General features: G+C 64.2%; 29 protein-coding genes. 20 read left to right on the top strand and 9 right to left on the bottom strand.

The window, feature by feature from the left end; genetic code table 11:
- The first annotated feature begins 15 nt into the window (after positions 1–15).
- The 9 genes from dxr to gloA all read left to right on the top strand — a co-directional run bounded on the left by dxr (position 16) and on the right by gloA (position 9717).
- The gene (gene dxr, locus LDL32_RS15085) at positions 16–1173 is read left to right on the top strand and encodes a 1-deoxy-D-xylulose-5-phosphate reductoisomerase (RefSeq protein WP_233068227.1); all 1158 of its coding nucleotides are present in this window, start codon (positions 16–18) and stop codon (positions 1171–1173) included.
- 48 nt (positions 1174–1221) lie between these two features.
- The gene (gene rseP / locus LDL32_RS15090) at positions 1222–2331 is read left to right on the top strand and encodes an RIP metalloprotease RseP (protein ID WP_233068228.1); all 1110 of its coding nucleotides are present in this window, start codon (positions 1222–1224) and stop codon (positions 2329–2331) included.
- A gap of 192 nt (positions 2332–2523) precedes the next feature.
- Entirely contained in the window at positions 2524–4941 is a 2418-nt protein-coding gene (bamA, locus tag LDL32_RS15095; protein WP_233068969.1) for an outer membrane protein assembly factor BamA, read from the top strand.
- Between the two features lie 7 nt (positions 4942–4948).
- Positions 4949–5800, top strand: coding sequence for an OmpH family outer membrane protein (locus tag LDL32_RS15100; protein WP_233068229.1), 852 nt, complete (start codon positions 4949–4951; stop codon positions 5798–5800).
- Between the two features lie 10 nt (positions 5801–5810).
- Positions 5811–6896 carry a UDP-3-O-(3-hydroxymyristoyl)glucosamine N-acyltransferase gene (gene lpxD, locus LDL32_RS15105; RefSeq protein WP_233068230.1) on the top strand — a complete coding sequence of 362 codons (1086 nt, stop codon included), beginning with the start codon at positions 5811–5813 and terminating at the stop codon, positions 6894–6896.
- A gap of 90 nt (positions 6897–6986) precedes the next feature.
- Positions 6987–7472 carry a 3-hydroxyacyl-ACP dehydratase FabZ gene (gene fabZ, locus LDL32_RS15110; RefSeq protein ID WP_233068231.1) on the top strand — a complete coding sequence of 162 codons (486 nt, stop codon included), beginning with the start codon at positions 6987–6989 and terminating at the stop codon, positions 7470–7472.
- A 125-nt stretch (positions 7473–7597) separates the two neighbouring features.
- Positions 7598–8449, top strand: a complete 852-nt coding sequence (lpxA, locus tag LDL32_RS15115) for an acyl-ACP--UDP-N-acetylglucosamine O-acyltransferase (protein WP_233068233.1) — start codon at positions 7598–7600, stop codon at positions 8447–8449.
- Positions 8439–9311, top strand: a complete 873-nt coding sequence (locus LDL32_RS15120; RefSeq protein WP_233068235.1) for an LpxI family protein — start codon at positions 8439–8441, stop codon at positions 9309–9311. The genes lpxA and LDL32_RS15120 overlap by 11 nt, the downstream gene beginning before the upstream one ends.
- Before the next feature lie 16 nt (positions 9312–9327).
- Positions 9328–9717 (top strand): lactoylglutathione lyase, encoded by a 390-nt coding sequence (gene gloA, locus LDL32_RS15125; RefSeq protein WP_233068236.1) that lies wholly within the window; start codon positions 9328–9330, stop codon positions 9715–9717.
- A gap of 15 nt (positions 9718–9732) precedes the next feature.
- Here the strand turns inward: gloA and LDL32_RS15130 are convergent, their stop codons facing one another.
- Positions 9733–9960: a hypothetical protein gene (locus tag LDL32_RS15130; protein ID WP_233068237.1), complete on the bottom strand. Its 228-nt coding sequence runs from the start codon at positions 9958–9960 to the stop codon at positions 9733–9735.
- Positions 9961–10112: 152 nt separating this feature from the next.
- On the opposite strand from LDL32_RS15130, the gene rpmH reads away from it, so the two are divergent.
- From rpmH to LDL32_RS15175, 9 genes are all read left to right on the top strand, one after another.
- Positions 10113–10247, top strand: coding sequence for a 50S ribosomal protein L34 (rpmH, locus tag LDL32_RS15135; protein ID WP_007399178.1), 135 nt, complete (start codon positions 10113–10115; stop codon positions 10245–10247).
- Positions 10248–10323: 76 nt separating this feature from the next.
- Positions 10324–10674: a ribonuclease P protein component gene (gene rnpA, locus LDL32_RS15140; RefSeq protein ID WP_233068238.1), complete on the top strand. Its 351-nt coding sequence runs from the start codon at positions 10324–10326 to the stop codon at positions 10672–10674.
- On the top strand, positions 10671–10967 hold the full coding sequence (gene yidD, locus LDL32_RS15145) for a membrane protein insertion efficiency factor YidD (protein ID WP_370636713.1): 297 nt from the start codon (positions 10671–10673) through the stop codon (positions 10965–10967). Before rnpA ends, yidD begins: the two co-directional genes overlap by 4 nt.
- Positions 10967–12757, top strand: coding sequence for a membrane protein insertase YidC (yidC, locus tag LDL32_RS15150; protein ID WP_233068240.1), 1791 nt, complete (start codon positions 10967–10969; stop codon positions 12755–12757). Before yidD ends, yidC begins: the two co-directional genes overlap by 1 nt.
- Before the next feature lie 11 nt (positions 12758–12768).
- On the top strand, positions 12769–13440 hold the full coding sequence (yihA, locus tag LDL32_RS15155) for a ribosome biogenesis GTP-binding protein YihA/YsxC (protein ID WP_370636714.1): 672 nt from the start codon (positions 12769–12771) through the stop codon (positions 13438–13440).
- A 73-nt stretch (positions 13441–13513) separates the two neighbouring features.
- Positions 13514–14419, top strand: coding sequence for an acetylglutamate kinase (gene argB / locus LDL32_RS15160; RefSeq protein ID WP_233068241.1), 906 nt, complete (start codon positions 13514–13516; stop codon positions 14417–14419).
- 123 nt (positions 14420–14542) lie between these two features.
- Positions 14543–15391 carry a 2,3,4,5-tetrahydropyridine-2,6-dicarboxylate N-succinyltransferase gene (dapD, locus tag LDL32_RS15165; RefSeq protein WP_233068242.1) on the top strand — a complete coding sequence of 283 codons (849 nt, stop codon included), beginning with the start codon at positions 14543–14545 and terminating at the stop codon, positions 15389–15391.
- Positions 15392–15414: 23 nt separating this feature from the next.
- Positions 15415–16572, top strand: a complete 1158-nt coding sequence (gene dapE / locus LDL32_RS15170; protein ID WP_233068977.1) for a succinyl-diaminopimelate desuccinylase — start codon at positions 15415–15417, stop codon at positions 16570–16572.
- Complete coding sequence (locus tag LDL32_RS15175) at positions 16572–17213, top strand: hypothetical protein (RefSeq protein WP_233068244.1); 642 nt, start codon at positions 16572–16574, stop codon at positions 17211–17213. The genes dapE and LDL32_RS15175 overlap by 1 nt, the downstream gene beginning before the upstream one ends.
- A gap of 120 nt (positions 17214–17333) precedes the next feature.
- Here LDL32_RS15175 and truA read toward each other — a convergent pair whose 3' ends face one another.
- From truA to def, 3 genes are all read right to left on the bottom strand, one after another.
- Positions 17334–18155 (bottom strand): tRNA pseudouridine(38-40) synthase TruA, encoded by an 822-nt coding sequence (gene truA, locus LDL32_RS15180; RefSeq protein ID WP_233068246.1) that lies wholly within the window; start codon positions 18153–18155, stop codon positions 17334–17336.
- The gene (fmt, locus tag LDL32_RS15185; RefSeq protein ID WP_233068248.1) at positions 18148–19083 is read right to left on the bottom strand and encodes a methionyl-tRNA formyltransferase; all 936 of its coding nucleotides are present in this window, start codon (positions 19081–19083) and stop codon (positions 18148–18150) included. The genes truA and fmt overlap by 8 nt, the downstream gene beginning before the upstream one ends.
- 77 nt (positions 19084–19160) lie before the next feature.
- Positions 19161–19703 carry a peptide deformylase gene (gene def, locus LDL32_RS15190; RefSeq protein ID WP_233068250.1) on the bottom strand — a complete coding sequence of 181 codons (543 nt, stop codon included), beginning with the start codon at positions 19701–19703 and terminating at the stop codon, positions 19161–19163.
- 232 nt (positions 19704–19935) lie between these two features.
- On the opposite strand from def, the gene LDL32_RS15195 reads away from it, so the two are divergent.
- Both LDL32_RS15195 and LDL32_RS15200 read left to right on the top strand, forming a co-directional pair.
- Positions 19936–20418 carry an Hsp20 family protein gene (locus LDL32_RS15195; protein ID WP_233068985.1) on the top strand — a complete coding sequence of 161 codons (483 nt, stop codon included), beginning with the start codon at positions 19936–19938 and terminating at the stop codon, positions 20416–20418.
- 84 nt (positions 20419–20502) lie between these two features.
- The gene (locus LDL32_RS15200) at positions 20503–20763 is read left to right on the top strand and encodes a DUF1150 family protein (protein ID WP_233068252.1); all 261 of its coding nucleotides are present in this window, start codon (positions 20503–20505) and stop codon (positions 20761–20763) included.
- A 153-nt stretch (positions 20764–20916) separates the two neighbouring features.
- Here LDL32_RS15200 and hpf read toward each other — a convergent pair whose 3' ends face one another.
- The 5 genes from hpf to LDL32_RS15225 all read right to left on the bottom strand — a co-directional run bounded on the left by hpf (position 20917) and on the right by LDL32_RS15225 (position 25688).
- Complete coding sequence (gene hpf, locus LDL32_RS15205; RefSeq protein ID WP_233068254.1) at positions 20917–21540, bottom strand: ribosome hibernation-promoting factor, HPF/YfiA family; 624 nt, start codon at positions 21538–21540, stop codon at positions 20917–20919.
- A gap of 272 nt (positions 21541–21812) precedes the next feature.
- Entirely contained in the window at positions 21813–22604 is a 792-nt protein-coding gene (gene lptB / locus LDL32_RS15210; RefSeq protein WP_233068256.1) for an LPS export ABC transporter ATP-binding protein, read from the bottom strand.
- Positions 22601–23899: an LptA/OstA family protein gene (locus tag LDL32_RS15215; protein ID WP_233068258.1), complete on the bottom strand. Its 1299-nt coding sequence runs from the start codon at positions 23897–23899 to the stop codon at positions 22601–22603. The genes lptB and LDL32_RS15215 overlap by 4 nt, the downstream gene beginning before the upstream one ends.
- Positions 23899–24636 carry an LPS export ABC transporter periplasmic protein LptC gene (gene lptC, locus LDL32_RS15220; protein WP_233068260.1) on the bottom strand — a complete coding sequence of 246 codons (738 nt, stop codon included), beginning with the start codon at positions 24634–24636 and terminating at the stop codon, positions 23899–23901. The genes LDL32_RS15215 and lptC overlap by 1 nt, the downstream gene beginning before the upstream one ends.
- Positions 24633–25688 (bottom strand): SIS domain-containing protein, encoded by a 1056-nt coding sequence (locus LDL32_RS15225; RefSeq protein WP_233068262.1) that lies wholly within the window; start codon positions 25686–25688, stop codon positions 24633–24635. Before LDL32_RS15225 ends, lptC begins: the two co-directional genes overlap by 4 nt.
- Positions 25689–25714 lie beyond the last annotated feature (26 nt).

The following is a 25714-nucleotide window of genomic DNA, read 5'->3' on the forward strand; positions in this document are numbered from 1 at the left end:
GGGAATGACACAATAATGAAAACAGTTTCCGTTCTGGGCAGCACGGGCAGCATTGGCTGTTCCACGGTGGACCTGCTGCTGCAGGCGCCTGATCAGTTCCGCACCGGTGCGCTGGTCGGTGGCCGCAATGTCACGAAGCTGGCGGAGCAGGCCCGTCTGCTGGGCGCGCGGCGTGCCGTCATTGCCGATGAAAGCCTGCTGCCGGAACTGGAAACCCTGCTCGCGGGCAGCGGCGTGGAAACCGCCGGTGGCCGTGCTGCCGTGATCGAGGCGGCTGCCCTGCCGGTGGACTGGACCATGGCGGCCATTACCGGGGCCACCGGGCTGGAGCCGACGCTGGCGGCCGTACGCAATGGCGGCCATGTGGCGCTGGCCAACAAGGAAGCGCTGGTCTGCGCGGGCGATGTCATGCTGCGCGCGGTGGCGGAGGCGGGGGCTACGCTGCTGCCGGTCGATTCCGAGCATAATGCCGTATTCCAGTCCATGGCCGACCGGCAGGTGGACCAAGTCGAGAAGATCATCCTTACGGCATCGGGCGGCCCGTTCCGGCGCGCCACCCTGGAGGAAATGGAAAAGGCCCCGCTGGAAGCCGCCCTGAAACACCCCACATGGAGCATGGGCGCCAAGATCACCATCGATTCCGCCAGCATGTTCAACAAGGGGCTGGAACTGATCGAGGCCGCGCGCCTGTTCAATGTGACGGAAGACAGGCTGGATGTGGTCGTGCACCCGCAGTCGATCGTGCACAGCATGGTGCAGTATACCGATGGCTCGGTCGTGGCGCAGCTTGGCTCGGCCGACATGCGCATTCCCATCGCCCACACACTGGCATGGCCGAAGCGCATGCCCACCAATTCGCCCCGGCTGGATCTGGCGGCGCTGGCGCGGCTGGATTTCGAGGCGCCCGATGAGGTCCGTTTCCCCGCGCTGCGTCTGGCGCGCGAATCCCTGCGCATGGGGGGCGCCATGCCCGCCATCCTGTCCGGCGCCAATGAAATTGCGGTCGAGGCGTTCCTGAATCGTGAAATCGGGTTCCTGGATATTGCGCGGATCGTGGAGGATGTGATGCACTCCATCGGTGCACAGCGTGCCGATACGCTGGAGGAAGTGCTGCACTGGGATGCGGAATCGCGCCGTATCGCCCGCCTTCGCACGATTGCCCGCGCGGCCTGACATGATTCTGGATGGCGTTTCGGGCCGTCGGGAGATAGCTTAGCGTTCATGCATGATCTGATACGGACCGTCCTGGCCTTCTCCCTTGTGCTCGGGGTGCTGGTTTTCATTCACGAACTGGGTCACTACCTCGCCGCGCGCTGGCGTGGCGTGCATGTGGAGGTATTCTCGATCGGTTTCGGCCGTCCGCTGCTGCGCTGGCATGACAGCGTGGGCACGGAATGGCGCCTGTGTCCGGTGCCGCTGGGCGGCTATGTCCGCCCGCATGGATTCGAAGGGCCGGAAGACGCGACCGAGGAACAGAAAGCCGCATGGCAGCCCGGCCGCACCTTTCATGACAAGCCTGTCCTGTCACGGGCCATCGTGATCGTGGCGGGGCCGGTCTTCAATTTCCTGCTGGCCATCGTACTGTTCACCGGACTGTTCGCCATGTCCGGCCAGCCGCACATCCGTAACGAGGTGGCGCAGGTCGTCCCCGGTAGCGCCGCCGCTGCGGCCGGAGTGGAAAAGGGCGACGTGATCCTGCGTGTGGGTGAGCACACGGTGCGTGACGTGACCGATCTGCAGTCCTTTGTCGGTGGCCAGGCGGGGGCACAGACCACGCTTACGGTGCACCGGGGCAATGCGGACATGACGCTGCCCGTGCATGTGGGCAGCGTGGCGGAAAAGGGCGGGACACCGCACGGGCAGATCGGCGTGTCCTTTGCCATGGAAATGGGCAGCCCCCAGTCCCTGCCCACCGCCTTTGTCTCTGCAGTAAAGGAGACGTGGAACGTCTCGGTCCAGACCCTGCAGGGGCTGTGGCAGATGATCACCGGCCAGCACAGCACCAAGGACCTGGGCGGCCCGCTGCGCATCGCCCAGATGTCGGGCCAGGTGGCGCAGTACGGGCTGCCCAGCCTTGTCTCGTTCATGGCGCTGCTGTCGATCAACCTTGGTCTGATCAACCTGTTTCCGGTGCCGATTCTTGATGGGGGTCGGCTGGTGTTTTATATTTTTGAGGCTATTCTGGGGCGACCGGTTTCGCGGCGTGTGCAGGAGATCAGCTTCCAGGCCGGTTTCGCGCTGATTGCGGGACTGTTCCTGTTTTCAACCTTTAACGATCTGTCACATTTTGGCCTGTTTCAGTGGCTCGCATCGCGGGCTGGACAGGGTTAAGGTGCAGCGGGTGTCACAAGGGCTTGCACAGGGTGGCGTATATCGGATAGGTCCGCCACGAAGGCTGATACATGACAGGAAGGGAGCCGGCCCTCCATCCGGTCTTAATGCATGGCTGATCCGCATGCCGAGTGGTGAGGAATAGCGATTTTGTCGAGTAAACGTTCAGCGCTGCTTGCGTCTGCCTGCATTATCCCGCTGTTCTGGACGGCCGGGGCGCATGCGCAGGACGAAGGAGCACAGAACACGCCATTCGGTGGGGACATGGCACCTGTGGAGGGAGCGGAACAGCAGGAACCTGCGGTCGAGCCCATCAAGGCACCCCCGCTTGAAGATCCGATCGAGGCGGTTGACATCAAGGGCAACAGCCGGATCGAGACCAGCACCATCCTGTCCTACATGGTGGTCCAGCCGGGCGACCGCTTCAATCAGGACCTGCTGGACCGTTCGCTCAAGACCCTCTACGCCACCGGCCTGTTCCATGACGTGACGCTCAAGCGCGTGGGGAACGTGCTGGAAGTGCACGTGGTCGAAAGCCCGATCGTCAACCGCATCGTGTTCGAAGGCAATCACGCCGCCAAGGATGAGGACCTGACCAAGGTCATCACCCTGCGCCCGCGTGCGGTCTATTCCCCGCAGGGCATTTCGGCCGACAGGCAGAAGATCCTGGGCGTGTATGCGGAAAAGGCCCGCTACGCCGCGACCGTGACGCCACAGATCATCCGTCTCGCGCATAACCGTGTCGATGTGATCTTCCACATCAACGAAGCGCAGAAAACGCTGATCAAGAAGGTCACGTTCGTTGGCAACCGTTCCTTCAGCACGGCACGGCTGGCAGGTGTCGTCTCCTCGAAGGAGACGGCGTGGTACCGCTTCTTCGCATCCACCGACCAGTACAACCCCGAGCGGATGAAATACGATGCGGAGCTGCTGCACCGTTTCTACCTGAAGAACGGCTTTGTCGACTTTCAGGTCAAGAACGCGACGGGCGAGCTCTCGCCTGACCGCAAGAGCTTCTACATCACCTATACGGTGGAGGAAGGGCCGCGTTACCGCCTGAACAAGATGGACGTGCGTTCATCGCTGCGCCATGTCAGCGCGGAATCCATGCGCAAGTACATCTCGCTGTTCCATAACCAGTGGTACGACGGCTCCGCCATCCAGCACAATGCCACGGACATGCAGGAGATGCTGCAGGGCAAGGGCTATCCCTTCGCCATGGTCCATCCCGAAATTGCCCGCAACCCCGAAAAGCATACCGTCAACCTGCTGTTTGACATAAGCGAGGGGCCACGGATGTATGTCGAACGCATCGACATCAATGGCAACACCATTACCGAGGACAAGGTGATCCGCCGCCAGCTGCCCATGGCCGAAGGCGACCCGTACACCCCGCTTGACCGCAAGTATTCCAAGATGATCCTGGAGGATCTCGGGTTCTTCAAGACCGTCTCGATCGACCAGACGCCCGGCTCGGCGCCTGACAAGGTCAACATTTCGGCCGACGTGGTGGAGAAGCCGACGGGCGAGTTCTCGCTGGGTGGCGGTTATTCGGCCGATGCCGGCGTGCTGGGCAACCTTGGCCTCAAGCAGCACAACCTGCTGGGCACGGGCATCGACGCAGGCTTTACCGGCACGGCAGCCTATTACGAGGATCAGGCCGACATCTCGCTGACGGACCCGTATTTCCTCAACCGCAATCTTGTCGCGGGCATCGACCTGTTCGGTATCCAGAACCGCTACATGACGTATCAGAGCTACTCCGAAGCGCGTATCGGCATGACACTGCGCATGGGGTATTCGTACAACAACCACCTGTCACAATCGTGGAGCTATACGCTGACCGATCGTGACATCGGGGATACGTGGTCGGATTCGTCGTATTACGTGCAGGATCAGAATGGCTGGTCGCTCCTGTCGCAGCTGAGCACCACGCTGACATACGATACACGTGACCGCAGGCAGCAGCCGCATAAAGGTTTCGTGGTACGTGTGGGCGGTGACTTTGCCGGCATCGGTGGCAACGAGCGCTACCTGCGTGGCAAGGTGGATGCCGCCTACTACATCCCGCTTGACAGCATCATGGGCAACCATGACTGGACCGTCAGTTTCCGTGCGGGTGCGGGTGACATCATGAACTGGGGCGGTGGTCGCAGCGATATCATCGACAACTTCTACCTTGGCGGTAACTCCCTGCGCGGCTTCATGGATGGTGGCGTTGGCCCACGAAGCTACGCCATCCCGGCGCGTGACGGTAACCCCATGCATTCGCAGCAGGACTTCCTTGGTGGTCGGTTCATGTACACCGCGTCCGCCCAGGTGGACTTCCCCATCCCGTTTGCATCGGCCATGGGGATCAAGGGACGTTACTTCGTGGATATGGGCGGTCTGGACGGCCTGCGCGTGCGCCGTCGCTACACGTCCATGAAGGACTGGCCGAAATATACCCCGGTCTATGACGATACGTTGACACCGGTGGTATCGACCGGCGTTGGTATTGCATGGAAAAGTCCGTTCGGTCTTGTGAATATCGATCTGGGCGTGCCGCTGCACAAGGGCACGAACGACAGGACCCAGCTGCTCCGCTTCGGCTTCGGCCAACAATTCTGAGGTGATAATGTTGCGTAAATCCGGCCTCTGTCTGCTTGCCGCAACCGCCCTGATCGGGTGGGGAACCGTGGCCCTACCGGATGCCCGTGCCCAGGGAAATGGCGGCAACGCGGGCTGGTTCGTGCCCAAGGCATCCCAGCCCGCCACCCACGCGCCCCAGCACGAGGCCGCCGCCCCGGTGGCGCTGCCCGCCGCCCCCGCCGATAGCGAGGACGCGCAGCCCCAGAACCCGCCCATCCTGCCGGTGCCCCCCGTGCCGAAGGCGCCGGACGTGCCCAAGAGCGCGCCGCCGCCATCCCCCATCATTGGCGTGATCAGCGTGCCGGAAGTGATGCGCCTGTCGTCCGCGGCACAGCAGGCCGAGCGCGTGCTGGGCGCGCGCCGCGATGACCTGGCGCGCGAGGCGCAGAAGGAACAGGCAGGCTGGCGTGACGAGCAGCAGAAGCTGCAGGGTCAGGCCAAGACCATGTCGTCCGACCAGATACAGACCAGCGAGCGCAAGCTGCAGGAACGTGTGATCGCGGCGCAGAAGGATTTCCGCAACCGCAACCGCATCATCCAGGAAGCGGCACAGGTCGCCCTTGGCCAGATCGAGCGTGAACTGGTCCAGATCATCCGCCAGCTTGCCGCCAGCCGTGGCATGAACCTGGTGCTGCATCGTGAACAGGTGGCCCTGAGCCAGGAGAGCCTGGACATTACCCAGCAGGTGGCGACTCAGCTGAACGCGGTGCTGCCCACCGTATTCATCCCTGCCGCCAACGTGGACCCCGAAGTTCTGGCCAAGTCCGGCACCATGCCGACCACGGCCGATGCCGACAGGCCCGCCGCGGCGCCTGCCGCTACCCCCGCGAAGCATTAAGGTCGCCTTCATGACAGTGACGCCGGATAATGTCCCGGGCGATCCGCGTTTTTTTGTAAAGCATGGACCGTTCGGGCTGGAGGAACTGGCCCGGCATGGCGGTGCGGAACTGCGGCCGGCGGCGGATGGCGTGGCCGTACCTGGTGGCTTTACCGGGATCGCGCCGCTGCAGTCCGCTACGCGTGGGCAGGTCAGCTTTCTCGATAACCGGCGCTACCTGCCGTTGTTGGCGGGAACGGGGGCAGGGGCGGTTATCGTGGCGCCGGCCTTTGTCGACAAGGTGCCCCCCCATGCCGCGGCCCTTGTGTCCCGGTCGCCTTACCAGGCATGGGCGCGGATCGCATCGGTGTTCTATCCCCCCCCGCCGGTAAACCCCGGTATCCACCCGACCGCCGTGATCGGCGCGGGGTGCGAGATCGACCCCACGGCTGCCATTGGCGCCTTTACGGTGCTGGGGGAGCGGGTGCGCGTGGGCGCGGGCGTGGATATCGGCACGCATGTCAGCATTGGCCAGGGTGTGCAGATCGGGGCACGATGCCGCATTGGCGCGCATGTCGCCATTTCGCACGCACTGCTGGGGGAGCGGGTGACGCTGCTGCCCGGCGCGCGGATCGGGCAGGACGGGTTTGGCTTTGCCGTGACGCCCGAAGGTTTCGAAAGCGTACCCCAGCTCGGCCTTGTCGTGCTGGAGGACGGGGTGGAAATCGGCGCCAACTCCACCGTTGATCGCGGGTCGATCCGCGATACGGTGATCGGCGCGGGCTCACGCCTCGACAATCTGGTGCAGATTGGCCATAATGCGCGGCTGGGACGCTGCTGCATTGTCGTGTCCCAGGCCGGCATTTCCGGTTCGACCGAACTGGGTGACTTTGTCACGGTCGCGGCCCAGGCCGGGCTGATCGGACATATCAAGATCGGCGCCAGGGCGAGGATCGGGGCGCAGTGCGGTGTCATGTCCGATGTGGAGGCAGGGGCGGATGTCATAGGCAGTCCGGCCATGCCTTTCCGGGAGTTCTTCCGGAATGTGGCCTTCCTGCGCCGGATGGCCAAGAAAACGACGCAGGATGGAGCCGGGGAAAAGGCCGACAGGGCCTGATCGCCTGATCCCATCAGATATGCAACCGGTAGGCGGGGCCTGTTCCATCTGGTGGCGGGCCTTTCCTGACCGAACAAGTGGTTGGACGACGTGGATAAAGAAGTAGAGGCACTGCCGGCGGACAAGACGCCCGCGATCCTGGAATCGATTGACATCATGCGGATCATGGAAGCGATACCCCATCGCTATCCGTTCCTGCTGATTGATCGCATGGTGGATATCGTGCTGGGGCAGTCGGCGGTCGGCATCAAGAATGTCACGGTCAACGAACCGCATTTCCAGGGGCACTTTCCCGCGCGCCCGGTCATGCCCGGTGTCCTGATCATCGAGGCAATGGCCCAGACCGCGGCCAGTCTGGTGGTGCTGACGCTGGGGGCGGCGTTCGAGGGCAAGCTGGTCTATTTCATGACCATAGATGGCGCGAAGTTCCGCCGCCCGGTCGGGCCGGGCGACCAGTTGCGCATTCATGTCGAAAAAGAACGTAGCCGTGCCAATGTCTGGAAATTCAAGGGTGTAGCGCGCGTGGATGGCGTATCTGTCGCCGAGGCAACATTCAGCGCCATGATTATGGGTTGATCCCGCACGAAGCGGTTCCGGCTGCGTGTACCCTGTGGTACGCGTGGCCTGCTTCGGGTCTGTAGGCCATATTACTTGCGGGGATGGAGGCTATTCTGGCAGGAAGTTCATCTAACGGTACCCAAATGGATGAACGGCGTGGAAAAGCGCCTGAAATCCATCCGTCATCCATCGTTTCCAGCCGTGCGCGTCTTGGCAGTGGCGTGCGGATCGGGCCATGGTGCACGGTCGGGCCGGATGTCGAGATCGGGGACAATGCCGAGCTGATCTCCCACGTCGTGATTGACGGACACACCACCTTGGGCGAGGGCGTGGTGTGCTATCCCTTCACCACCGTGGGCATGGCGCCACAGGACCTGAAATACCGGGGCGAGCCGACGGCATGCCAGGTTGGCGCGCGCACCATCATCCGTGAGAACGTAACCATCCACCGTGGCACGGCTACAGGTACCGGGGTGACCCGCATCGGGCCGGACTGCCTGATCATGGCCAATTCCCATGTCGCGCATGACTGTACGCTGGGCCGTGGGGTCATCATCGTCAACAACGTGGTCATGGGTGGCCATGTGGTGATCGGGGATGACGCACGCATCATGGGAGCCGCGGCGCTGCACCAGTTCGTGCGGATCGGGCATGCGGCACTGGTTGGCGGTGTGTGTGGTGTCGAAGCCGATGTCATTCCCTATGGCAGCGTGCTGGGCAACCGGGCGCGGCTGGTGGGGCTGCACTGGATCTGGCTGCGTCGCAACGGCGTGCAGGCAGATGAAGTGCGCCGCATGCGGCAGGCCTTCCGGGCGTTGTATCCCAAGGCCGCGCACGCGACCGGCGCGGTTTTTCAGGCCCGGCTGGAACATGTGCGCCAGACTTATGGCAATGACCCGCGTGTGGTCGAAATCCTTGATTTCATCGCCGCTCCCAGCCATCGCGGGCTGGTACGTGTCCAGAGTGGGGACATGATCGAGAGCGATGGCGCCTGAATTCCGGCCCGATGGTCGACTACATGGGGCATGCGTCGGCATCCTGGCCGGTGGCGGCCCGTTGCCCGCTCAGGTTGCCCGCGCCGTCGAGCAGGCGGGAGGGCGCGTATTCATCATAGGGTTCCAGGGTTTTGCTGAACCCGGGGTCATCGGGCACTGGCCGCACCGCATGGTCCGGCTTGCGGCGGCGGGGGATATCCTGTCCGGCCTGCATGCGCATGGATGTCGTGACCTTGTGCTGATCGGTCCGGTAAAGCGGCCCTCCCTTGGCAGCCTGCGGCCCGATGCCACGGGCGCGCGGATCCTTGCACGTATTGGCAGGGCCCTGTTCGCGGGGGATGACGGCCTGCTGGGCGCGATCGTGCGTGTGCTGGGGGAAGAAGGCTTTACCGTCCGGGGTGCGCATGAATTCCTGCCCGGGTCGGTGGCGCGCCGTGGCGTGCTTGGCGCCGTCGGCCCTGATGCATCAGCCTGTTCCGATATTGTTCTTGGCCGCGACGTGGTGCGGCAGCTGGGCAGGCTGGATATCGGTCAGGGCTGCGTGGTGCAGGGGGGGCTGGTGCTGGCGGTCGAGGCGCTGGAAGGCACGGACCGGATGCTGGAGCGCGTGGGCTCCCTGCGGCAACCGGACAGGCCGGGTGGCGTTCTGGTCAAGATGGCCAAGCCGGGGCAGGAGCGCCGGGCCGACCTGCCGACCATCGGCCCGCGTACGGTTGCGGGCGCCATGGCGGCAGGGCTGCGGGGCATCGCCATGGAGGCGGGCGCCACGCTGATAACAGACCCTGCCGCCTGTATCGCCATGGCGGATGAGGCCGGTCTTTTCCTGGCCGGAATCGGCAGCGGGGATGAAAAGATAATCTGAAAGGGAAGAACGCCGGATGGGAACCTACCTGCATACAATGGTGCGCGTGCGCAATCTCGAGGCCAGTCTTGATTTCTATCGCCTGCTGGGCATGCATGAACTGCGCCGCCGGGAAGTGCCCGACGGCAAATATACCCTTGTGTTCATCGGCTACGGAGACAACGCGGCCGGGCAGGCGGAAATCGAACTGACCTATAACTGGGGCCAGGATGATGGCTACGAGGTCGGCACGGGCTTCGGCCATTTTGCCGTGGGCGTGCCGGATGTGACGGCGGTTGTGGAAACCGTGCGCGAAGGTGGCGGCAAGGTCACGCGCGAGCCGGGGCCGGTCAAATTCGGCACGACGTTCATCGCCTTTGTGGAAGACCCGGATGGCTACAAGATCGAACTGATCCAGAAGCCCTGAACCCGCCCGCGCCCGTCAGGGTGCAGGGCGTGCCAGCAGGCGGCGCATGGCGCCGAGTTCCTTTGTCGCCGCGTCCAGTGCCTTCAGGATGTCCTGCGCCGCCTGCCTTGTGCGTTCGTCCCCGCTCAGGGCAAGCGAATCCGCGCGCAGCATGGCGGGTGAAAGGTGGCCACGGATGTCGTGGATGTGCCGCCGCAGCGTTTCATCAAGCGGTGGGGCAGAGTCGCTGGCTGGGCTGGTCATGTAAATCGTCCGGTTGTGGCGCAGAAGGGTATCAGCATTGACGTTGCCCGAAAGCGGCAGTATAAGGCGCCGCTCGGGGCATCCGTATCATGCGGTGCCTGGTGGAATTTATTCCGTAACCTGTCTGTCATTGTCAATCTGGGAGTGCCGTTGTGAAGCGCACGTATCAACCCTCGAAGCTGGTCCGCAAGCGTCGCCACGGCTTCCGTTCGCGTATGGAAACCGTTGGTGGCCGTAAAGTTGTTGCAAACCGTCGCAGCAAGGGCCGCAAGCGTCTTTCTGCCTGAGGCAGGTGACGTCTGTACGGTCCTCGCACCACGGTGCCCGGGACCATGAATGTCTCGATAACAGGGGCGGCTAAAAGTGGCCGATCAGTCCACGCGCCTTAAAAAACGCGCCGAGTTCCTGCGGGTGGCGGCCAAGGGCCGCAAGGCACCCGCACCGGGGCTGGTGCTTCAGGCGCTTGAACGCGGTGACACGGCTGCTGCCCGGTACGGTTTTACCGTTACCAAGAAAGTGGGTAATTCCGTCGTGCGCAACCGGGCGCGGCGGCGCCTGCGTGAAGTGGTCCGGCTGCTGGACCGCGAACTGGCGCTTACGGGCGTCGATATCGTGGTGATCGGCCGGTCCGGTACATGCGGGCGGCGGTTTGACGCCCTGATGGGTGACTACCGCAAGGCCCTGCGCAAGGCAGGGGTGAAGGAAGAATCGTGATGACGTCTTCCATCAGCCTGCCTGCCCATATGCTGCGTGCGGCCATCCGCGCGTATCAACTGGTGATCCGCCCCATATGGGGCGCGCATTGCCGCTTCTCCCCTTCATGCAGTCATTACGCACGTAACGCGATTGCCCGGCACGGGGCAATGCGTGGCAGCGTGCTGGCCGGCTGGCGCATCCTGCGCTGCAACCCGTGGAACGCGGGTGGGTACGATCCCGTGCCCGGCATGGCCTGCGGCTGTGACATGCATGACTCCATGAAAAACAGTAAAAATCTGGCGGGTCGCTGATGGATATCAAGCGTTTTATGGTGGCAACGGCACTGTCTGCCGTGGTGCTGGTCGGTTTTGAATATTTCCTGCCACAGCAGAACCATAAGACGGTCGAGCAGCAGGCCCCGGCCCCGGCAGTGGCCCCCCCGTCCGGAACGGGTGCGGCCCCCGCCGACACACAGGCCGCATCCGACCAGCCCGACCCGCGCGTGGCGATCGACGCGGACCGCGTGCATGGCTCGCTTGACCTGCGTGGCGCGCGCCTCGATGATCTGGTGCTCAAGAATTACCATGAGACCGTGAAGGACGGCAGCCCGCTGGTGCGCGTGCTTGAACCGCGCGGGCAGGAACAGCCTAACCTGGTGGAGGTGGGCTGGAGCAATATCGGCGGCGGCCATGTTGCCGTGCCGGACGCCAGCACGCTGTGGACCGCCGACCACGAGACCCTGACACAGGCCCAGCCCGTCACCCTGAGCTGGGACAATGGGCAGGGGCAGGTGTTCAGCATCACGGTCGGAATTGACCAGAATTACATGTTCTCGGTCACGCAGAAGGTGGTCAACCACGGGGGCGAGCCGGTCTCGCTGTATCCCTTCTCCCGCGTGGAGCGTGGCTATACCCCGGTCGAGACGGGTGGCTATCTTGTGCATGAGGGGCCGATTTCCGTCATCGACCACCGGCTGGACGAAAGTTCCTACAAATCGCTGCGCAAGGGCGCCGTGCCGCCGGGCAATATTGCCTGGACCAAGGCGGGCCAGGGCGGCTGGGCCGGCATTACCGACAAGTACTGGCTGGCTGCCGTCATCCCGCAGCAGGATAGCGACGTAGCAGGCACCTATGCCTATCAGGGCACGGGTGGCGGGGAAAAAGGTACCTATGACGTAGGCTTTACCGCGCGTGCGCCGCTGGTCGTGGCAGCGGGGGGCGAAGCCAGCACCGAGAGCCATGTCTTTGCCGGTGCGAAGGAAGTGCCGCTGCTGGAGAAATACGAATCCAGCCTGCATATCCCCGATTTCTGGAAAGCGGTCGATTTTGGCTGGTTCGCGTTCCTGACGCGCCCGATCTTCACGGTGCTGGACTGGCTGAACACCATGCTGGGCAATTTCGGCCTGGCGCTGATGGCGTTCACGCTGCTGGTCAAGGCGCTGTTCTTCCCGCTGGCGACCAAGCAGTTCCATTCCATGGGCAAGATGCGCCAGCTCCAGCCCAAGATCAAAGCCTTGCGCGAACGTTACAAAGACGACCAGATGGCGCTAAACCAGCAGATGATCGCGCTGTACAAGCAGGAAAAGGTCAATCCGGCCAGCGGCTGCCTGCCCATGCTGCTGCAGATCCCGGTGTTCTGGTGCCTGTACAAGGATCTGTATGTCACGATCGAGATGCGGCATGCGCCCTTCTTCGGCTGGATCCATGACCTCTCGGCGTTCGATCCGACAAACCTGTTCACCCTGTTCGGCCTGATTCCGTGGAATCCCTCGGTCATCTCGTCCATGCTCCAGCTTGGTCTGTGGCCCATCGCCTTCGGCCTGACCATGTTCGCGCAGATGCGCCTCAACCCCACACCTGCCGCCGACCCGGCGCAGCAGAAGATGTTCCAGTTCATGCCGATCATCTTCACCTTCTTCATGGCGCGGCAGCCATCGGGGCTGGTGATCTACTATTGCTGGAACAACCTGCTGACCATGGCGCAGCAGACCCTGATCCAGCGCCGCATGAACAGAAGCACGCCCGTCGTGCAGCCGCCCGCCGGTCCCGGGCTTCCCGCCGGGAAGAAACCGGCTGCAAAGAAACCCGCCGGAAAGAAATAGGTACGCGGAGCATGATGGTGGAATTTTCCTCTTCCACACCGACACCGGAAGAAATGGAGCGCGACCGTGAAATCGGTCGCGTGCTGTTCGCAGGTGAATTCAACTTCGTGTTCGGTGCCCAGAAGCTGGGGCAGCTACCGGACCCGATCCTGCCCGAGATCGCTTTTGCCGGGCGCTCCAACGTGGGCAAGTCCAGCCTGATCAATGCGCTTACGGGCAGGCGGGCGCTGGCGCGGGCTTCCTCGGAGCCGGGGCGGACCAAGCAGCTCAATTTCTTCGAGATGGCCCACCGCCTGACCCTGGTGGACATGCCCGGTTACGGTTTTGCCAAGGCCGCCAAGGCGGTCAAGGAAGACTGGCAGGGCATGATGTTTTCCTACCTGCGTGGCAGGCCGACCCTGCGCCGGGTGGTGCTGCTGCTGGACAGCCGGGTGGAGGTCAAGGCGAGCGACCAGGAAATCATGAAGATGCTGGACCGCGCGGCCGTGACGTTCCAGGTCGTGCTGACCAAATGCGACGTGCCCAAGCCGCATGTGCTGGAGGCCAAGCTGCGTGAGGTAAGTGCCATCGTGGCCACGCACGCGGCGGCCTTTCCCCACGTGCTCGCGACCAGCAGCGAGACGGGAATGGGGATCGAGGACCTGCGCGCCGAACTCGCGCGGCTGGCCAATCCGCCGGCATAGGAAACCATGCAAGCGCCTGCTCCATGCCACGGGGCAGGATGAACGACACGTCAGGAGCGAAGGGACCGTTCGGATGACAGCAACAGGACCGGGCGACCGGGAAGCACAGGTACGGGCCGAGGTTCTGGCCAGGGCGCTGCCCTACCTGCGTCGCTACGCGGGTGATACGGTGGTGGTTAAGTATGGTGGCAGCGCCATGGTCGATACCTCGCTCTCCACCGCATTCGGCCATGACATCGCGCTGCTCAAGCAGGTGGGTGTGAACCCGGTGGTGGTGCATGGCGGCGGCCCGCAGATCAGCGCGATGCTCAAGCGGCTGCAGATTGAATCCAGCTTCATCGATGGCCTGCGCGTGACCGATGCCGCCATGATCGACGTGATCGAGATGGTGCTGGGTGGTAAGGTGAACAAGCAGGTCGCGGGCCTGATCAACCGTGCCGGCGCGCTGGCGGTGGGCATTTCGGGGCTGGATGGCGGGCTGATCACTGCACGCCGCCTGCAGCGCCGCGCGCGCGAGAACGGGGTGGAAACCGACCGCCTGCTCGACCTTGGCTTCGTGGGGGAACCCGCGCGTATCGACCCGCGCGTGATCTATGCGCTGTCCGGTTCCGGGCTGATACCGGTCATCGCACCCATTGGCAGCAGTGAGAATGGCGAGACCTACAACATCAATGCCGATACGGCGGCCGGTGCGATCGCGGGGGCGGTCAACGCCAGCCGCCTGCTCATGCTGACCGACGTACCCGGCGTGCTGGACGGTGATGGGAAACTGATCCCCGAACTGACGGCGGAAGATGCGCGCCGTGGCATTGCCAGCGGCATGATCTCGGGCGGCATGATCCCCAAGGTGGAAACCTGCCTTGAAGCCGTGCGCGCGGGGGCGAAGGCCGCTGTCATCCTTGACGGCCGCGTGCAGCATGCCTGCCTGCTCGAGCTGTTTACCGAAGCCGGGCCGGGCACCCTGATCCGCGGCGCGTAGCCGCACCCGGCGCATGCGTTGACATCGGACCCGATCCTTCGCATGGTCCGCAGGCAATCAGTAAAGGCGGGGGCACCCGGCGCAGGCCGCAGGGATCCCGCCCCAGACAGGATATTTACCAATATGACCGATACATCCCTCCAGAGCCAGATCGAGGCCCTGTGGGAGCGTCGCGAGACGCTGTCCACCGCAACCACCGGCGCTGACCGTGAAGCTGTCGAGACCGCGCTGCTGGCGCTGGATTCCGGCAGGCTGCGCGTGGCGACACCGGGTGAAGGCGGCTGGACTGTCAATGAATGGCTGAAGAAGGCGGTGCTGCTGTCCTTCCGCCTGAACGACAACCGCCTGGTCGAAGGCGGTGGCGCGGGCGCGCCCAGCTATGACAAGGTACCGCTGAAGTTCGCGGGCTGGGACCAGGCGGCCTTTGCCGATGCCGGTTTCCGCGCGGTGCCTGGTGCCATCGTGCGCCGTTCCGCCTTCGTCGCGCCCGGTGTGGTGCTGATGCCCAGCTTCGTCAATGCCGGTGCGTATGTGGATAGCGGCACGATGGTCGACACATGGGTGACGATCGGCAGCTGCGCCCAGATCGGCAAGAACTGCCATATCAGCGGCGGTGTCGGTATTGGTGGCGTGCTGGAGCCGCTGCAGGCCGCCCCCGTCATCATCGAGGACAACTGCTTCATCGGCGCCCGTTCGGAAGTGGCCGAAGGCGTGGTGGTCGAGCGTGGCAGCGTGCTGTCCATGGGTGTGTTCCTTGGTGCTTCCACCAAGATCGTGGACCGCGCCACGGGTGAGATCTTCATGGGCCGCGTCCCGGCCTATTCCGTTGTCGTGCCCGGCACGCTGCCGCCGCGTCAGGCGACCAGCACTGATGGCAGGCCGCTGCCCTCGCTGGACTGCGCGGTGATCGTCAAGCGCGTGGACGAGCGTACGCGCGCCAAGACCTCGATCAACGACCTGCTGCGCGGCTGAGTAGCATCATGACGGATGGCGGAATGGTGGATACGGATCAGGATCCCGGTGGCGTTGTCAGCCTTGCGCGTGACCTGATCCGCTGCCCGTCCGTCACGCCGGATGATGGCTGCGCCATCGGCGCCCTGGCCGATGTGCTTGAACGCATCGGCTTCAGCGTGACCCTGCTGCCATTCGGGGCGGGGGCGTCCCGCACCCCCAACCTGTTCGCGCGTCTGGGCACGGGGCAGCCGCATGTATGCTTTGCGGGCCATACGGATGTCGTGCCGGTGGGCGATGCGGCGCAGTGGAGCCATGACCCCTTTGGCGGCGAGATCCATGATGGCATCCTGTTCGGGCGCGGCGCATGCGACATGAAGGGGGGCATTGCCGCCTTTGTCGCCGCCGTCCGCCTGTACCTGCAGAAAGTCGGCACGCCACGGGGGTCGATCAGCCTGCTGATTACAGGCGATGAGGAAGGCCCGGCCACCAACGGCACCGTACGCGTGCTGGAATGGATGGCGGAACATCAACAGATTCCCGATTTCTGCCTGGTGGGTGAGCCCACCAATCCCGCGGGCATGGGGGACGTGATCAAGATCGGCCGCCGTGGCAGCCTCAATACCCATATCGTCGTGCACGGCACGCAGGGGCATGTGGCCTATCCGCACCGGGCGGACAACCCGGTCCACCGGCTTCTGGCCCTGCTGGGGGAACTGACCGCCGCCCCGCTGGATGCGGGTAGTGAGTGGTTCGAGGCCTCCAGTCTGCAGGTCACCAGCCTTGACGTGGGCAACACGGCCACCAATGTCATTCCTGCACAGGCCGAAGCCCGGCTGAACATCCGCTTCAATGACCTCCATACCGGGGCCGACCTTGCGGGCTGGATCCGCACCGTGGCCGCACGCCACGCACCCCGGGCACAGGTGGACATATCCATAAGTGGTGAGTCGTTCCTGACCGAGCCCCGTGCCCCGGTCGAGGCCCTGCGCACCGCGGTGCGCACGGTGACGGGGCATGTGCCCCGGCTGGATACGGGGGGCGGCACGTCCGATGCCCGGTTCATCAGCCGTTACTGCGCCGTGGCGGAATTCGGGCTGGTGGGCGCCAGCATGCACAAGACGGACGAACATGTCAGTCTGGCGGACCTGCGGCAGTTGACGGCGATCTATGCCGGCTTTCTTGAAAAGGTAATGCATTGATGTCTGATCGCGGCGCATCTCCCGACCCCAATGCAGCGGGGTTTGGTGGTATCCTCAGGGGAATGCTGCTGCTGGGCCGTGGCCGGGCGGAAGGGATCACCTATTTCGGCAGTTCGCGTGATGCCGTGCTGTCCGCGCTGGCACCGCGTCTGGCGCTGTGGCTGGTGCTGGGTGGACTGACCCTGGGCTATGCGCCGCAGGCGATCAGCGGGGTGAAGGTGCTGTTCGCCCTGTGTCTTATCCTGCTGCCTGCGGTCGTGACCTATACCCTGGCGCATCGCTGGAAGCGGGAGGCGCTGTGGCCGCGCTACATTACCGCCACGTGGTGGACGGACTGGGTCACGCTGTTCGTTGGGCTTGCGGTTGCGTTTCTCATGGCGCTGGCGTCACCCAGGCTTCTGCAATCCGCCATGGGGGCGATGATCCTCAATGGTGTCGAGTTCGCCTACAGCCTGTGGCTGACATGGTATGTGGCCCGTATCGGCCTGCTGCTGCGCCGGGGGCAGGCAGTGGTGCTTGTGCTGGCCATTGTGGGCAGTCTTGGCCTGCTTGTACTCATGACCGGCCTGCTTTCACCGGGACAGCGCGCATGGCATGAATTCCTCTATCCCATGCTGGTGCAGCAGGGGGCGGCGCACTAGGCCCGTTTTTCAGGAAATCAGAAGTTTCTCCTGAAGCTTTTTCGAAAAGCTTCAGGAGACGCCACCTTTTTGAAAAAGAGGGCGCCCAAAAGCTTTCATCACTTTTCATCAACGGATCATTCAGCGGCTGAACGGGTTTTCCGCATAACCCACACCGGTCAGGCACAGCCCTTCCGGCGGGGCGGTGGGGCCTGCCGCGCGGCGGTCACGTGCCGCCAGGGCATGACCGACCTGTACCGGTTCCCATCGGCCTTCGCCCACCAGCTTCAGGGTGCCCGCCATGTTGCGGACCTGATGGTGCAGGAAGGAGCGCGCGGCCGTTTCAATGATCACATATTCCCCCTCCCGCCGCACATCCAGCCGGTCCAGCGTGCGGACCGGGCTGCGCGCCTGACATGCCGTGGCGCGGAAGGATGTGAAGTCATGCCGACCAAGCAGGCAGGTGGCGGCCTGCTGCATGCTCTCCACGTTCAGCGGCGCGCGGACATGCCATACCTGGCCATCTTCCAGCGCCGGGCGTGCCGCACGGTTCAGGATACGGTAGCGGTACGCACGGGATATGGCGGAAAACCGGGCATTCCACTGTGGCAGCACCGGGCGTGCCATAAGCACCACGACCGGGTGGGGTTTCATGTAGAAGTTCAGACCGTCGCGCACCGTGGCGCTGGACAGCGTGACATCAGCCGGAAAATCCAGATGGGCGACCTGCCCGCTGGCATGCACGCCCGCATCGGTGCGGCCGGCGGTAATGCTGCGTACGTCGCGGCCGTTGGTCAGGCGGCGGGCCGCCGCTTCCAGCAGGCCCTGGATGGAAAGCAGGTCCGGCGCCTTCTGGCGCTGCCAGCCGACAAAGCCACGCCCGTCATATTCCATCAGCACCGCCCAGCGGCAGACCGAAGCGGGCGCTGCATCGTCCGGGCGCGCAGGGGGCATGTCAGGCATCGGGCCGCTCCGTGCCAAGACACGTGCCGGGCGCAACAGCCTGTCCGCGCTGGAAGGCATCGGCCTCCATCATGCCGCGCCCGGGGCGTTGCAGGCGCATGATGCGCAGCATCGTGCCCTTACCACAGGCAACCCGCAGCCGTTCATCCACCACCGTGCCGGGGGCAGCCTGTGTGTGACCCGGCGCAATTTCTGCCGCCCCGATCTTGATGACTTCCCCATTCAGCACGGTGAAGGTGCCGGGCCATGGGGTCAGGGCACGGATCTGGCGGTCAATGGCGGGGGCGGGGGCCGTCCAGTCGATGCGACCGTCCTCCCGGCTCAGGCGCTGTACATAGGTTACACCGGTCTCGGGCTGCGGCGTGCCGGGATAGGCGGGCTGGCGCAGGGCTTCCACGATCAGCCGTCCGCCCATGGCCGCCAGATCATCGTGCAGGGTGGTGGCGGTGGTGCGCGGGGTCAGGGCTACATGGTCACGCAGCAGCATCGCCCCCGTGTCCAGCCCGGCATCCATCTGCATGATGGTGACGCCGCTTTCGCTGTCCCCCGCCAGAATCGCTGCCTGTATGGGGGCGGCACCGCGCCAGCGCGGCAGCAGGCTGGCATGGATGTTCAGGCAGCCCCGGTGCGGGGCATCGAGCATTGCTTCGGGCAGGATCAGCCCGTAGGCGGCCACCACGGCGGCATCAAGGTCAAGGCCGCGGAAATAGGCCTGTTCTTCCACATTGCGGCGGAGTGAAAGCGGCGTGCGTACGGGAATGCCCAGTTCTTCCGCCGCGACCTGCACGGGCGAGGGGCGCAGCCTTTTCCCGCGCCCGGCGGGCCGGGGGGGCTGGCTGTAGACGGTTATGATGTCATGCCCGGCCCGGTGCAGGGCACGAAGGGCGGGCACGGCGAAATCGGGCGTGCCCATGAAGGCCAGTCGCATGGCGTTGGGGTCCGTTCAGGCTGGGCCGGCCCCATGCTGGAAAACCCAAGGTTCCGGCGGGTGTGATCCGCGTGCGGTCAGTGCTTCTGGCGCTGTTCCTTGGCCAGGCGGCGCATGATCATGTTGCGCTTGAGCGTGGACAGGTGATCGACAAACAGGATGCCCTCCAGATGGTCGATCTCGTGCTGCAGGCAGGTGGCCAGAAGGTCATCGGCTTCCAGTTCCTGCACCTTGCCCTCCATGTCCTGGTAGCGCACGCGCACGGCCTCGGGGCGGATGACCTCGGCATACTGGTTGGGCAGCGACAGGCAGCCTTCCTCACGCGCGGCCATGCTGTCCGTCTCGGCAATCACCTCGGGGTTGATCAGCACGATCGGGTTGCGGGCTTCGTTCCTGTCGGACACGTCCACAATGGCGAAGCGCATGCCAAGCCCGACCTGCGGCGCCGCCAGCCCGATGCCGGGGGCCTGGTACATGGCGGAGAACATGCGGGGGATGATGGTGCGCAGTTCGCCCATGTCCTCTGGCCGGACAAGGCGGGTTTTCTGGCGCAGAACCGCCTGGGGCGCGACCAGGATCGGCATGGGGGTCGCCTGAGCGATGACATCATGATCAATCATAGATCGCCATTTAGCGTGTCCGTACCCGTGATGCCAGTGGTGATGCGGCCAAAATGGCGCATGTGGCATCCCGTTGGTGACAGGGCTGGCGGGTGCCTCCCCTTGCGCATGGCTATTATTCTCCCATATCGTGAAAGAACGGAAGCGGACGCCTGAGCGGGTTCGTTTCACGTTTCTTGTCTCGCTCGCAGCAGAGGAGGCCGAGTTGTCGGGAAGAGTTTTCGGGTCCCCCATGTTCCTGGGGTTCGACCATCTTGAACAGATGCTTGAACGCGCATCGAAGAACGCAACGGATGGGTATCCGCCCTATAACATAGAGCAGGTCAGCCCCACGACCCTGCGCATCACGCTGGCGGTGGCCGGTTTCGTGATGGAGGACCTGCACATCACGCAGGAGGACAACCAGCTTGTCATCCGCGGGCGGCAGAGTGATGACGGGCAGGGCCGCATCTTCCTGCACCGTGGGATTGCGGCACGCCAGTTCCAGAAGGCATTCGTTCTGGCCGAGGGAATCGAGGTCGGCGGCGCCTGGATGGATAATGGCCTGCTGCATATCGAACTGGCGCGCCCGCAGCCCGAGGTACGCGTGCGCAAGATCGAGATCACGCGCGCACCATCGGCCACCGCGCCCGCGTCGCGTGATCGTGTTCCGCCCGTGGTTGATGTGCCCATGGGCCGCAAGCAACGTGTCGTGAGGGTAATTGACGAGGAATGACAGCGTACGCCGTAATGTAACGGCCAGTATTGCAATGCAGAGCCGAAGGGGCGCGTGCCCTTTCATGATGCAGGAGATGACGCGATGAGAGTCACAACACAGAATGGCCGGGTCGTGCTGCATAACGAACCCGAAGTGGCAGCCAGCCCCCATATCATAACCACGGGCGAACTGCGTGGACTGGGCATGGAGTCGGTGGCCTATATCCGCGCGGTGCAGGTGGAGGGCGAGGATGCTTTCGCCATACACGCGGCCGATGGTACCCCCATGGCGGTGACGGATGACCGGGAAACAGCGGTCAACGCCATCCTCCAGCACGAAATGATCCTGGTGCCGCTGCACTAGATCTTTTGCAGCCGCACACAGGCAATGGCCCTGTCCGCACATGCGGGCAGGGCCATTTTTGTTGTGGATCGGATCCCCTGTACATCAGGGGCATGATGACCCCGCGAGGCAGGCGCTAAAACTCCTGCCGCGCGGGTGCCGAGGGCCGTCGGCCTAGTTGCCGGTCCTGCCCGCGGGGTCGAGCCAGCCGATATTTCCGTCGGGTCGGCGGTAGAGCACGTTGACCGTGTCGGTCTTGCTGTTGCGGAAAAGCTGGATCTGGCTATCGGCCAGATCAAGGCGCATCACGGCCTCGCTCACGCTCAGGGTCGGGATCTCGGCGGGGCGTTCGGCAATGATGGTGGCGTAGGGGCCGGCCGTGGCCAATGCCGCGTCCTCTTCCTCAAGCGGGCTGTCCTCATCCATGGTGGCCGCTGGGGCCGTGCCGGGGCGCAGGACATAGCTGCGCCCGAATTCGGGCACCTGCTGGCGGGTTTTCATATGGCCGTGATTCGTGGCCTTGCGGTGGTAGCGGCGCAGGCGGCGGGCGATATGCTCGGCCGCGTCGTCAAAGGCCGAATGGGCATCGGCTGCCTCTCCCTCGCCGCGCAGGGTCAACCCGCGTGTGGCATGGAGATTGATGTCACAGGTAAAAAACGAACGCGCGCGGCTGAACGTGACACGTGCTTCCATGGCCTGCCCGAAATACTTTTCCGAAATACGGTCCAGATGGGCGCTTACCCGGTATTTCAGGGCATCGGACAGGTCGATCTGCTTTCCGGCAACACTGATGTGCATAAGGGATGGCTCCTTATCTGATCACGGCGCAGTCGCAGGGGTGGACGGATACGGTCGTTCAGTTCATGGGTATGTCTATGCTGGGCCGATCCTGTTCCATGCGGGCTGCGTCGTGTGCTGTTGCGTTGTTACCCGTCGGGCACATGGTCCCGAACGGGTACATTTGGGCATGGTTGCAGGGGGGCTGTCCATGCCTTGTTTGCATAAAAGATAGCAGGATTCTGTATGAATGAAGGCTTGCGTTCCATCCCCTGCATACAGGGGTGGCCGGGCTAGAGCGTGAATTTTTCACCCAGGTACACGCGGCGCACGTCCTCGTTCGCCACGATTTCCTCCGGCCGGCCTTCGGTCAGGACCTGCCCGCTATGCATGATGTAGGCCCGGTCAATGACTTCCAGCGTCTCACGCACGTTATGGTCGGTAATCAGCACCCCGATCCCGCGATCCTTCAGATGGGCGACCAGATCACGGATTTCGCCCACCGCAATGGGGTCGATGCCCGCCAGCGGCTCGTCAAGCAGGATGTAATGCGGCTGGCTGGCCAGCGCGCGGGCAATTTCCAGCCGCCGCCGTTCACCACCCGACAGCGCCAGCGAGGAGGAATGGCGCAGGCGCGTGATGCCGAATTCCCCCAGCAGGCCATCCAGCATCGTCTGCCGCCGGTCGGGGTCGGGTTCCACGATCTCGAGCGCCGCCATGATGTTCTGTTCAACGGTCAGGCCGCGGAAGATGCTCGATTCCTGCGGCAGGTAACCGATACCCATCCGCGCGCGGCGGTACATGGGCAGCTGGGTTATGTCCGCGCCATCCAGCGTAATGGTGCCCATGTCGGGCCGCACCAGCCCCACGATCATGTAGAAGCTGGTGGTCTTGCCCGCGCCATTGGGGCCAAGCAGGGCCACGGCCTCGCTACGCTGTACCTGCAGCGAGACGTCACGCACCACCTGCCGCTTCTTGTAGCTCTTGCCGATGCCGCTGGCGATCAGCCCGGCGGACGGGGCCGCGACCGGCTGTTCGGCGGGAACGGTCGCGTCTGTGGCTTGTGCCGGGGGCGTCATGTTCATCGTGCTGATCCCTTGTCACCTTTGCCAGCCTGGTTCGGAATGACCAGGCCGCTCACGCGTGATCCGGGGTTGTCGGTCAGTGTCGCGATATCGGTATGCATGTTCACGATGGCCGATGTGCCGCTGACCTGGTTTTCCCCACGGGTGATATGCACGTTGCCCACCAGTCGGGCAATGCCCGTATCGGGTACATACACGCCCCGGTCCCCTGTCACGGTCTCGGTGCGGGTACGGATCACGATATGGCCAAAGGCATCCACATGGTCGATCGTGCCGGCACCGGGGGCGGGCCGGTCATCCGCTGTGTCGACCGGCGTATCCTTCTTCCCGTCGGGGTGGGTGTCATTCCATTCGCGTCGTGGGTGGCTGCGCTGGTCCTTTGGCCTGTCGTAGCCGACCAGCACGTCGGCACGGATCTGCCGTCCGTCACTGGTGGTCATGGTCGCGTTGCCGCGGGCGACGGACATGTGTTCGTGCGAATGGTATTCCAGCACGTCGCGCGCGGTCAGGATATCCTGCGGCGTCGTCATCTTCAGGTGCTGGCCGGTCATGACCAGGATCGCCTGATCCACGTCATATACCGCACGGTCACCCCATGCCTGATCGTTCATGTTGAAGGAATGGACGTGACCCAGCGCTTCCAGGCGGTAGACCTCGCTGGCGCCGCCGGGACCGCTGTCGCCGCCGGACCCGTTGCCGGACGGGCCGGCCGTGCCGGGGCCGCCGGGCGCGCCGGCGGGTGTCGGGCTATCCGGTGTGGGCAGATCCTGTGGCAGCGTGTCGGACCCGGTGGCAAGGCTTGTATCCACATCCGGGTCAGCAGGCACGGAAGCCGCGGGTGCAGTGGGTGGCTGGACCGTGGAAGCGGGGGCAGGGGCGTCATCCACGATATGGGGCCGACGCGTTTCAAGCGGGGGCGCGACCCCCATATGGTCGGCCAGCGGGGCACTGGCGCCAGGTGGCTGCGCGATGGGCTGCCCGGCGGTGGTGGTCGCGCCCGTTGTTCCCTTTGACCCTGCGGGCGCTGCCGCCTTCTTGCGGTAGAAGGCGATCAGCCGGTCCGCGCGTACGGTCACGTCGCCCCGGATGGCCTGGGCGCGGTCATAGGCGGTTACGGTCTGGGCGTTCTGGTCCCAGTCGAAGCCACCGGCGGCCGTCACGTTGATCTGCTGGCCGTGCGACATGTCCAGCCCCTGCGCCATGGCGGGTGCCGCCACCGCCGGCCCCAGCAGGACGCCACCCAGCGACAGGGTGGACAGGGCGACCCGCGACCGGGCGGAGGGTGCGCGTGCCATCAGTTCGCCCTTTCCGCTGCGTTGAGGATCATGCGGCCGGGGCCACGGAACAGCATGATGCCACCATGGATGTCCAGCATGCCGCCCTGCACGTCCATCACGCCCATGGGGCCTTCGCCATGGATCCAGCTGTCGGTTACGATGATGTTGTGACGCATGTCGATATCGGCGGTAGGGGTGAGCATCAGGGTTCCGTCATTGCGATAGAGCGTGACCTCGTGCGTCAGGTCCAGCATCTGGGCATGCTGGATATAGACGCCTTCATTGGCGGTCACGTACAGCCAGTTTCCGTTATCCATCAGGGTATCGGCGGCGGCGTTGGTCAGGTCAATGCGTTCGGACGAGACCTGCCGCGCCTCATCGGCGGTAATCATGTAGGGGCGGCCATGTTCATCCAGCCCGCGATAGGTCGGGTTGAGCATGCTGCCGCTTTTCACGCGCACATGGCTCATCTGCGCCATGGTGCCGGTATGCATGATCACGGCGCGCTCGACCGCGGGCCACGCGGCAATGGAACCAAGCAGGATGAGCGCCAGCAGCGGCAGCATCCACTTGGCCGAACGCATGATGGTCTGCCGGCGCGCAAGGTCTGCGGCATTGGGCAGCAGCCGCGTGCGGGTGGACAGGTCAAATATGCTGCGGCGGCGCTCCGCATCGTCGGCGTTGCCGAGATAGTCCTCACGCTCTATGCGGTCGGGAGCACTCCCGCCGTCCGTATCGTCGGGTCGATCCGTCATGCAATGCCAGCACGCAGCAGGTCGTGCAGATGGACGATGCCGACAGGCTGGTCCGTGTCATCCAGCACGAAAATGCTGGAAATGGGGCGCGGGCGGTCATTCATGATCCGCAGTGCTTCCGCCGCCAGCACGTCCGGCCCCAGGGTCTGCGGGCGGGTGTTCATGATATCGGCGGCATGGGTGTGATCAAGGTCCAGGTCCAGCGCCAGGCGCAGGTCGCGGTCGGTGATCAGCCCGACCAGATGGTTGTTCGCATCCACCACGCCCATGCAGCCAAAAGCCTTGCGTGTCATTTCCATGATGACCTGCCGCAGCGGCATGTCCGGCGCGCCAAGCGGCATGCTGGAGCCAAGGTGCATGAGTTCGCGCACCTTGCGCAGCTGCGTACCCAGCCGCCCGCCGGGATGGAAGATGCCGAAATCGCTGGCGCTGAACCCGCGGCGCTGCAGCAGCACGATGGCCAGCGCATCGCCCAGCGCCAGCTGCATGGTGGAACTGGTGGTGGGGGCCAGACCGTTGGGGCAGGCTTCCGGCGCGCGGGGCAGCAGCAGCACGATATCCGCCGTGCGGGCCAGCGTGGAATCGGCGCATGATGTCATGGCGATGAGTAGCATGCCGAAGCGCCGGGCATGGGAAATGAGATCGGCCATCTCCGATGTCTCGCCCGAATTGGAGATGGCGAGTACCGCATCCCCCTTCTGCAGCATGCCCAGATCCCCGTGCGAGGCCTCGGCGGGATGGACAAAGATGGCCGGCGTACCGGTGGAGGCAAGGGTGGCCTGTATCTTGCGCCCGATATGCCCCGACTTGCCAATGCCGGTCACGACCACGCGCATGTTGTCCGTCAGGATGCGTTCGATGGCCTGGATGAAGGCCTGCCCCAGCCCGCCCCCGCCGGGCGTGGGGGGCGCGTCCAGTGCCGTGATCATGGCGTGCAGGCCCGCGGATTCGGTGCGCAGCACATTGCAGGCATCAAGCAGGATGCGCGCCTGTGGCGTGCGCGTGCTTTCGCCGGAGGCAGAGGTGGGGAAGGGGGAAAGGCTGCTGTTCATGCCCGATCTGTGTTGTTGCGACAGGC

Origin of the sequence: Komagataeibacter sp. FNDCF1 (genome assembly GCF_021295335.1) — a bacterium.
In the GTDB taxonomy this organism is placed as follows: Bacteria; Pseudomonadota; Alphaproteobacteria; order Acetobacterales; family Acetobacteraceae; genus Komagataeibacter.

Coding starts and splice junctions, on each gene's coding strand:
- dxr (WP_233068227.1), top strand. CDS start 16: ATGAAAACAGTTTCCGTTCTGGGCAGCACGGGCAGCATTGGCTGTTCC.
- rseP (WP_233068228.1), top strand. CDS start 1,222: ATGCATGATCTGATACGGACCGTCCTGGCCTTCTCCCTTGTGCTCGGG.
- LDL32_RS15100 (WP_233068229.1), top strand. CDS start 4,949: ATGTTGCGTAAATCCGGCCTCTGTCTGCTTGCCGCAACCGCCCTGATC.
- lpxD (WP_233068230.1), top strand. CDS start 5,811: ATGACAGTGACGCCGGATAATGTCCCGGGCGATCCGCGTTTTTTTGTA.
- lpxA (WP_233068233.1), top strand. CDS start 7,598: ATGGATGAACGGCGTGGAAAAGCGCCTGAAATCCATCCGTCATCCATC.
- LDL32_RS15120 (WP_233068235.1), top strand. CDS start 8,439: ATGGCGCCTGAATTCCGGCCCGATGGTCGACTACATGGGGCATGCGTC.
- gloA (WP_233068236.1), top strand. CDS start 9,328: ATGGGAACCTACCTGCATACAATGGTGCGCGTGCGCAATCTCGAGGCC.
- LDL32_RS15130 (WP_233068237.1), bottom strand. CDS start 9,960: ATGACCAGCCCAGCCAGCGACTCTGCCCCACCGCTTGATGAAACGCTG.
- yidC (WP_233068240.1), top strand. CDS start 10,967: ATGGATATCAAGCGTTTTATGGTGGCAACGGCACTGTCTGCCGTGGTG.
- yihA (WP_370636714.1), top strand. CDS start 12,769: ATGATGGTGGAATTTTCCTCTTCCACACCGACACCGGAAGAAATGGAG.
- argB (WP_233068241.1), top strand. CDS start 13,514: ATGACAGCAACAGGACCGGGCGACCGGGAAGCACAGGTACGGGCCGAG.
- dapD (WP_233068242.1), top strand. CDS start 14,543: ATGACCGATACATCCCTCCAGAGCCAGATCGAGGCCCTGTGGGAGCGT.
- dapE (WP_233068977.1), top strand. CDS start 15,415: ATGGTGGATACGGATCAGGATCCCGGTGGCGTTGTCAGCCTTGCGCGT.
- LDL32_RS15175 (WP_233068244.1), top strand. CDS start 16,572: ATGTCTGATCGCGGCGCATCTCCCGACCCCAATGCAGCGGGGTTTGGT.
- truA (WP_233068246.1), bottom strand. CDS start 18,155: ATGCCTGACATGCCCCCTGCGCGCCCGGACGATGCAGCGCCCGCTTCG.
- fmt (WP_233068248.1), bottom strand. CDS start 19,083: ATGCGACTGGCCTTCATGGGCACGCCCGATTTCGCCGTGCCCGCCCTT.
- def (WP_233068250.1), bottom strand. CDS start 19,703: ATGATTGATCATGATGTCATCGCTCAGGCGACCCCCATGCCGATCCTG.
- LDL32_RS15195 (WP_233068985.1), top strand. CDS start 19,936: ATGTTCCTGGGGTTCGACCATCTTGAACAGATGCTTGAACGCGCATCG.
- LDL32_RS15200 (WP_233068252.1), top strand. CDS start 20,503: ATGAGAGTCACAACACAGAATGGCCGGGTCGTGCTGCATAACGAACCC.
- hpf (WP_233068254.1), bottom strand. CDS start 21,540: ATGCACATCAGTGTTGCCGGAAAGCAGATCGACCTGTCCGATGCCCTG.
- lptB (WP_233068256.1), bottom strand. CDS start 22,604: ATGAACATGACGCCCCCGGCACAAGCCACAGACGCGACCGTTCCCGCC.
- LDL32_RS15215 (WP_233068258.1), bottom strand. CDS start 23,899: ATGGCACGCGCACCCTCCGCCCGGTCGCGGGTCGCCCTGTCCACCCTG.
- lptC (WP_233068260.1), bottom strand. CDS start 24,636: ATGACGGATCGACCCGACGATACGGACGGCGGGAGTGCTCCCGACCGC.
- LDL32_RS15225 (WP_233068262.1), bottom strand. CDS start 25,688: ATGAACAGCAGCCTTTCCCCCTTCCCCACCTCTGCCTCCGGCGAAAGC.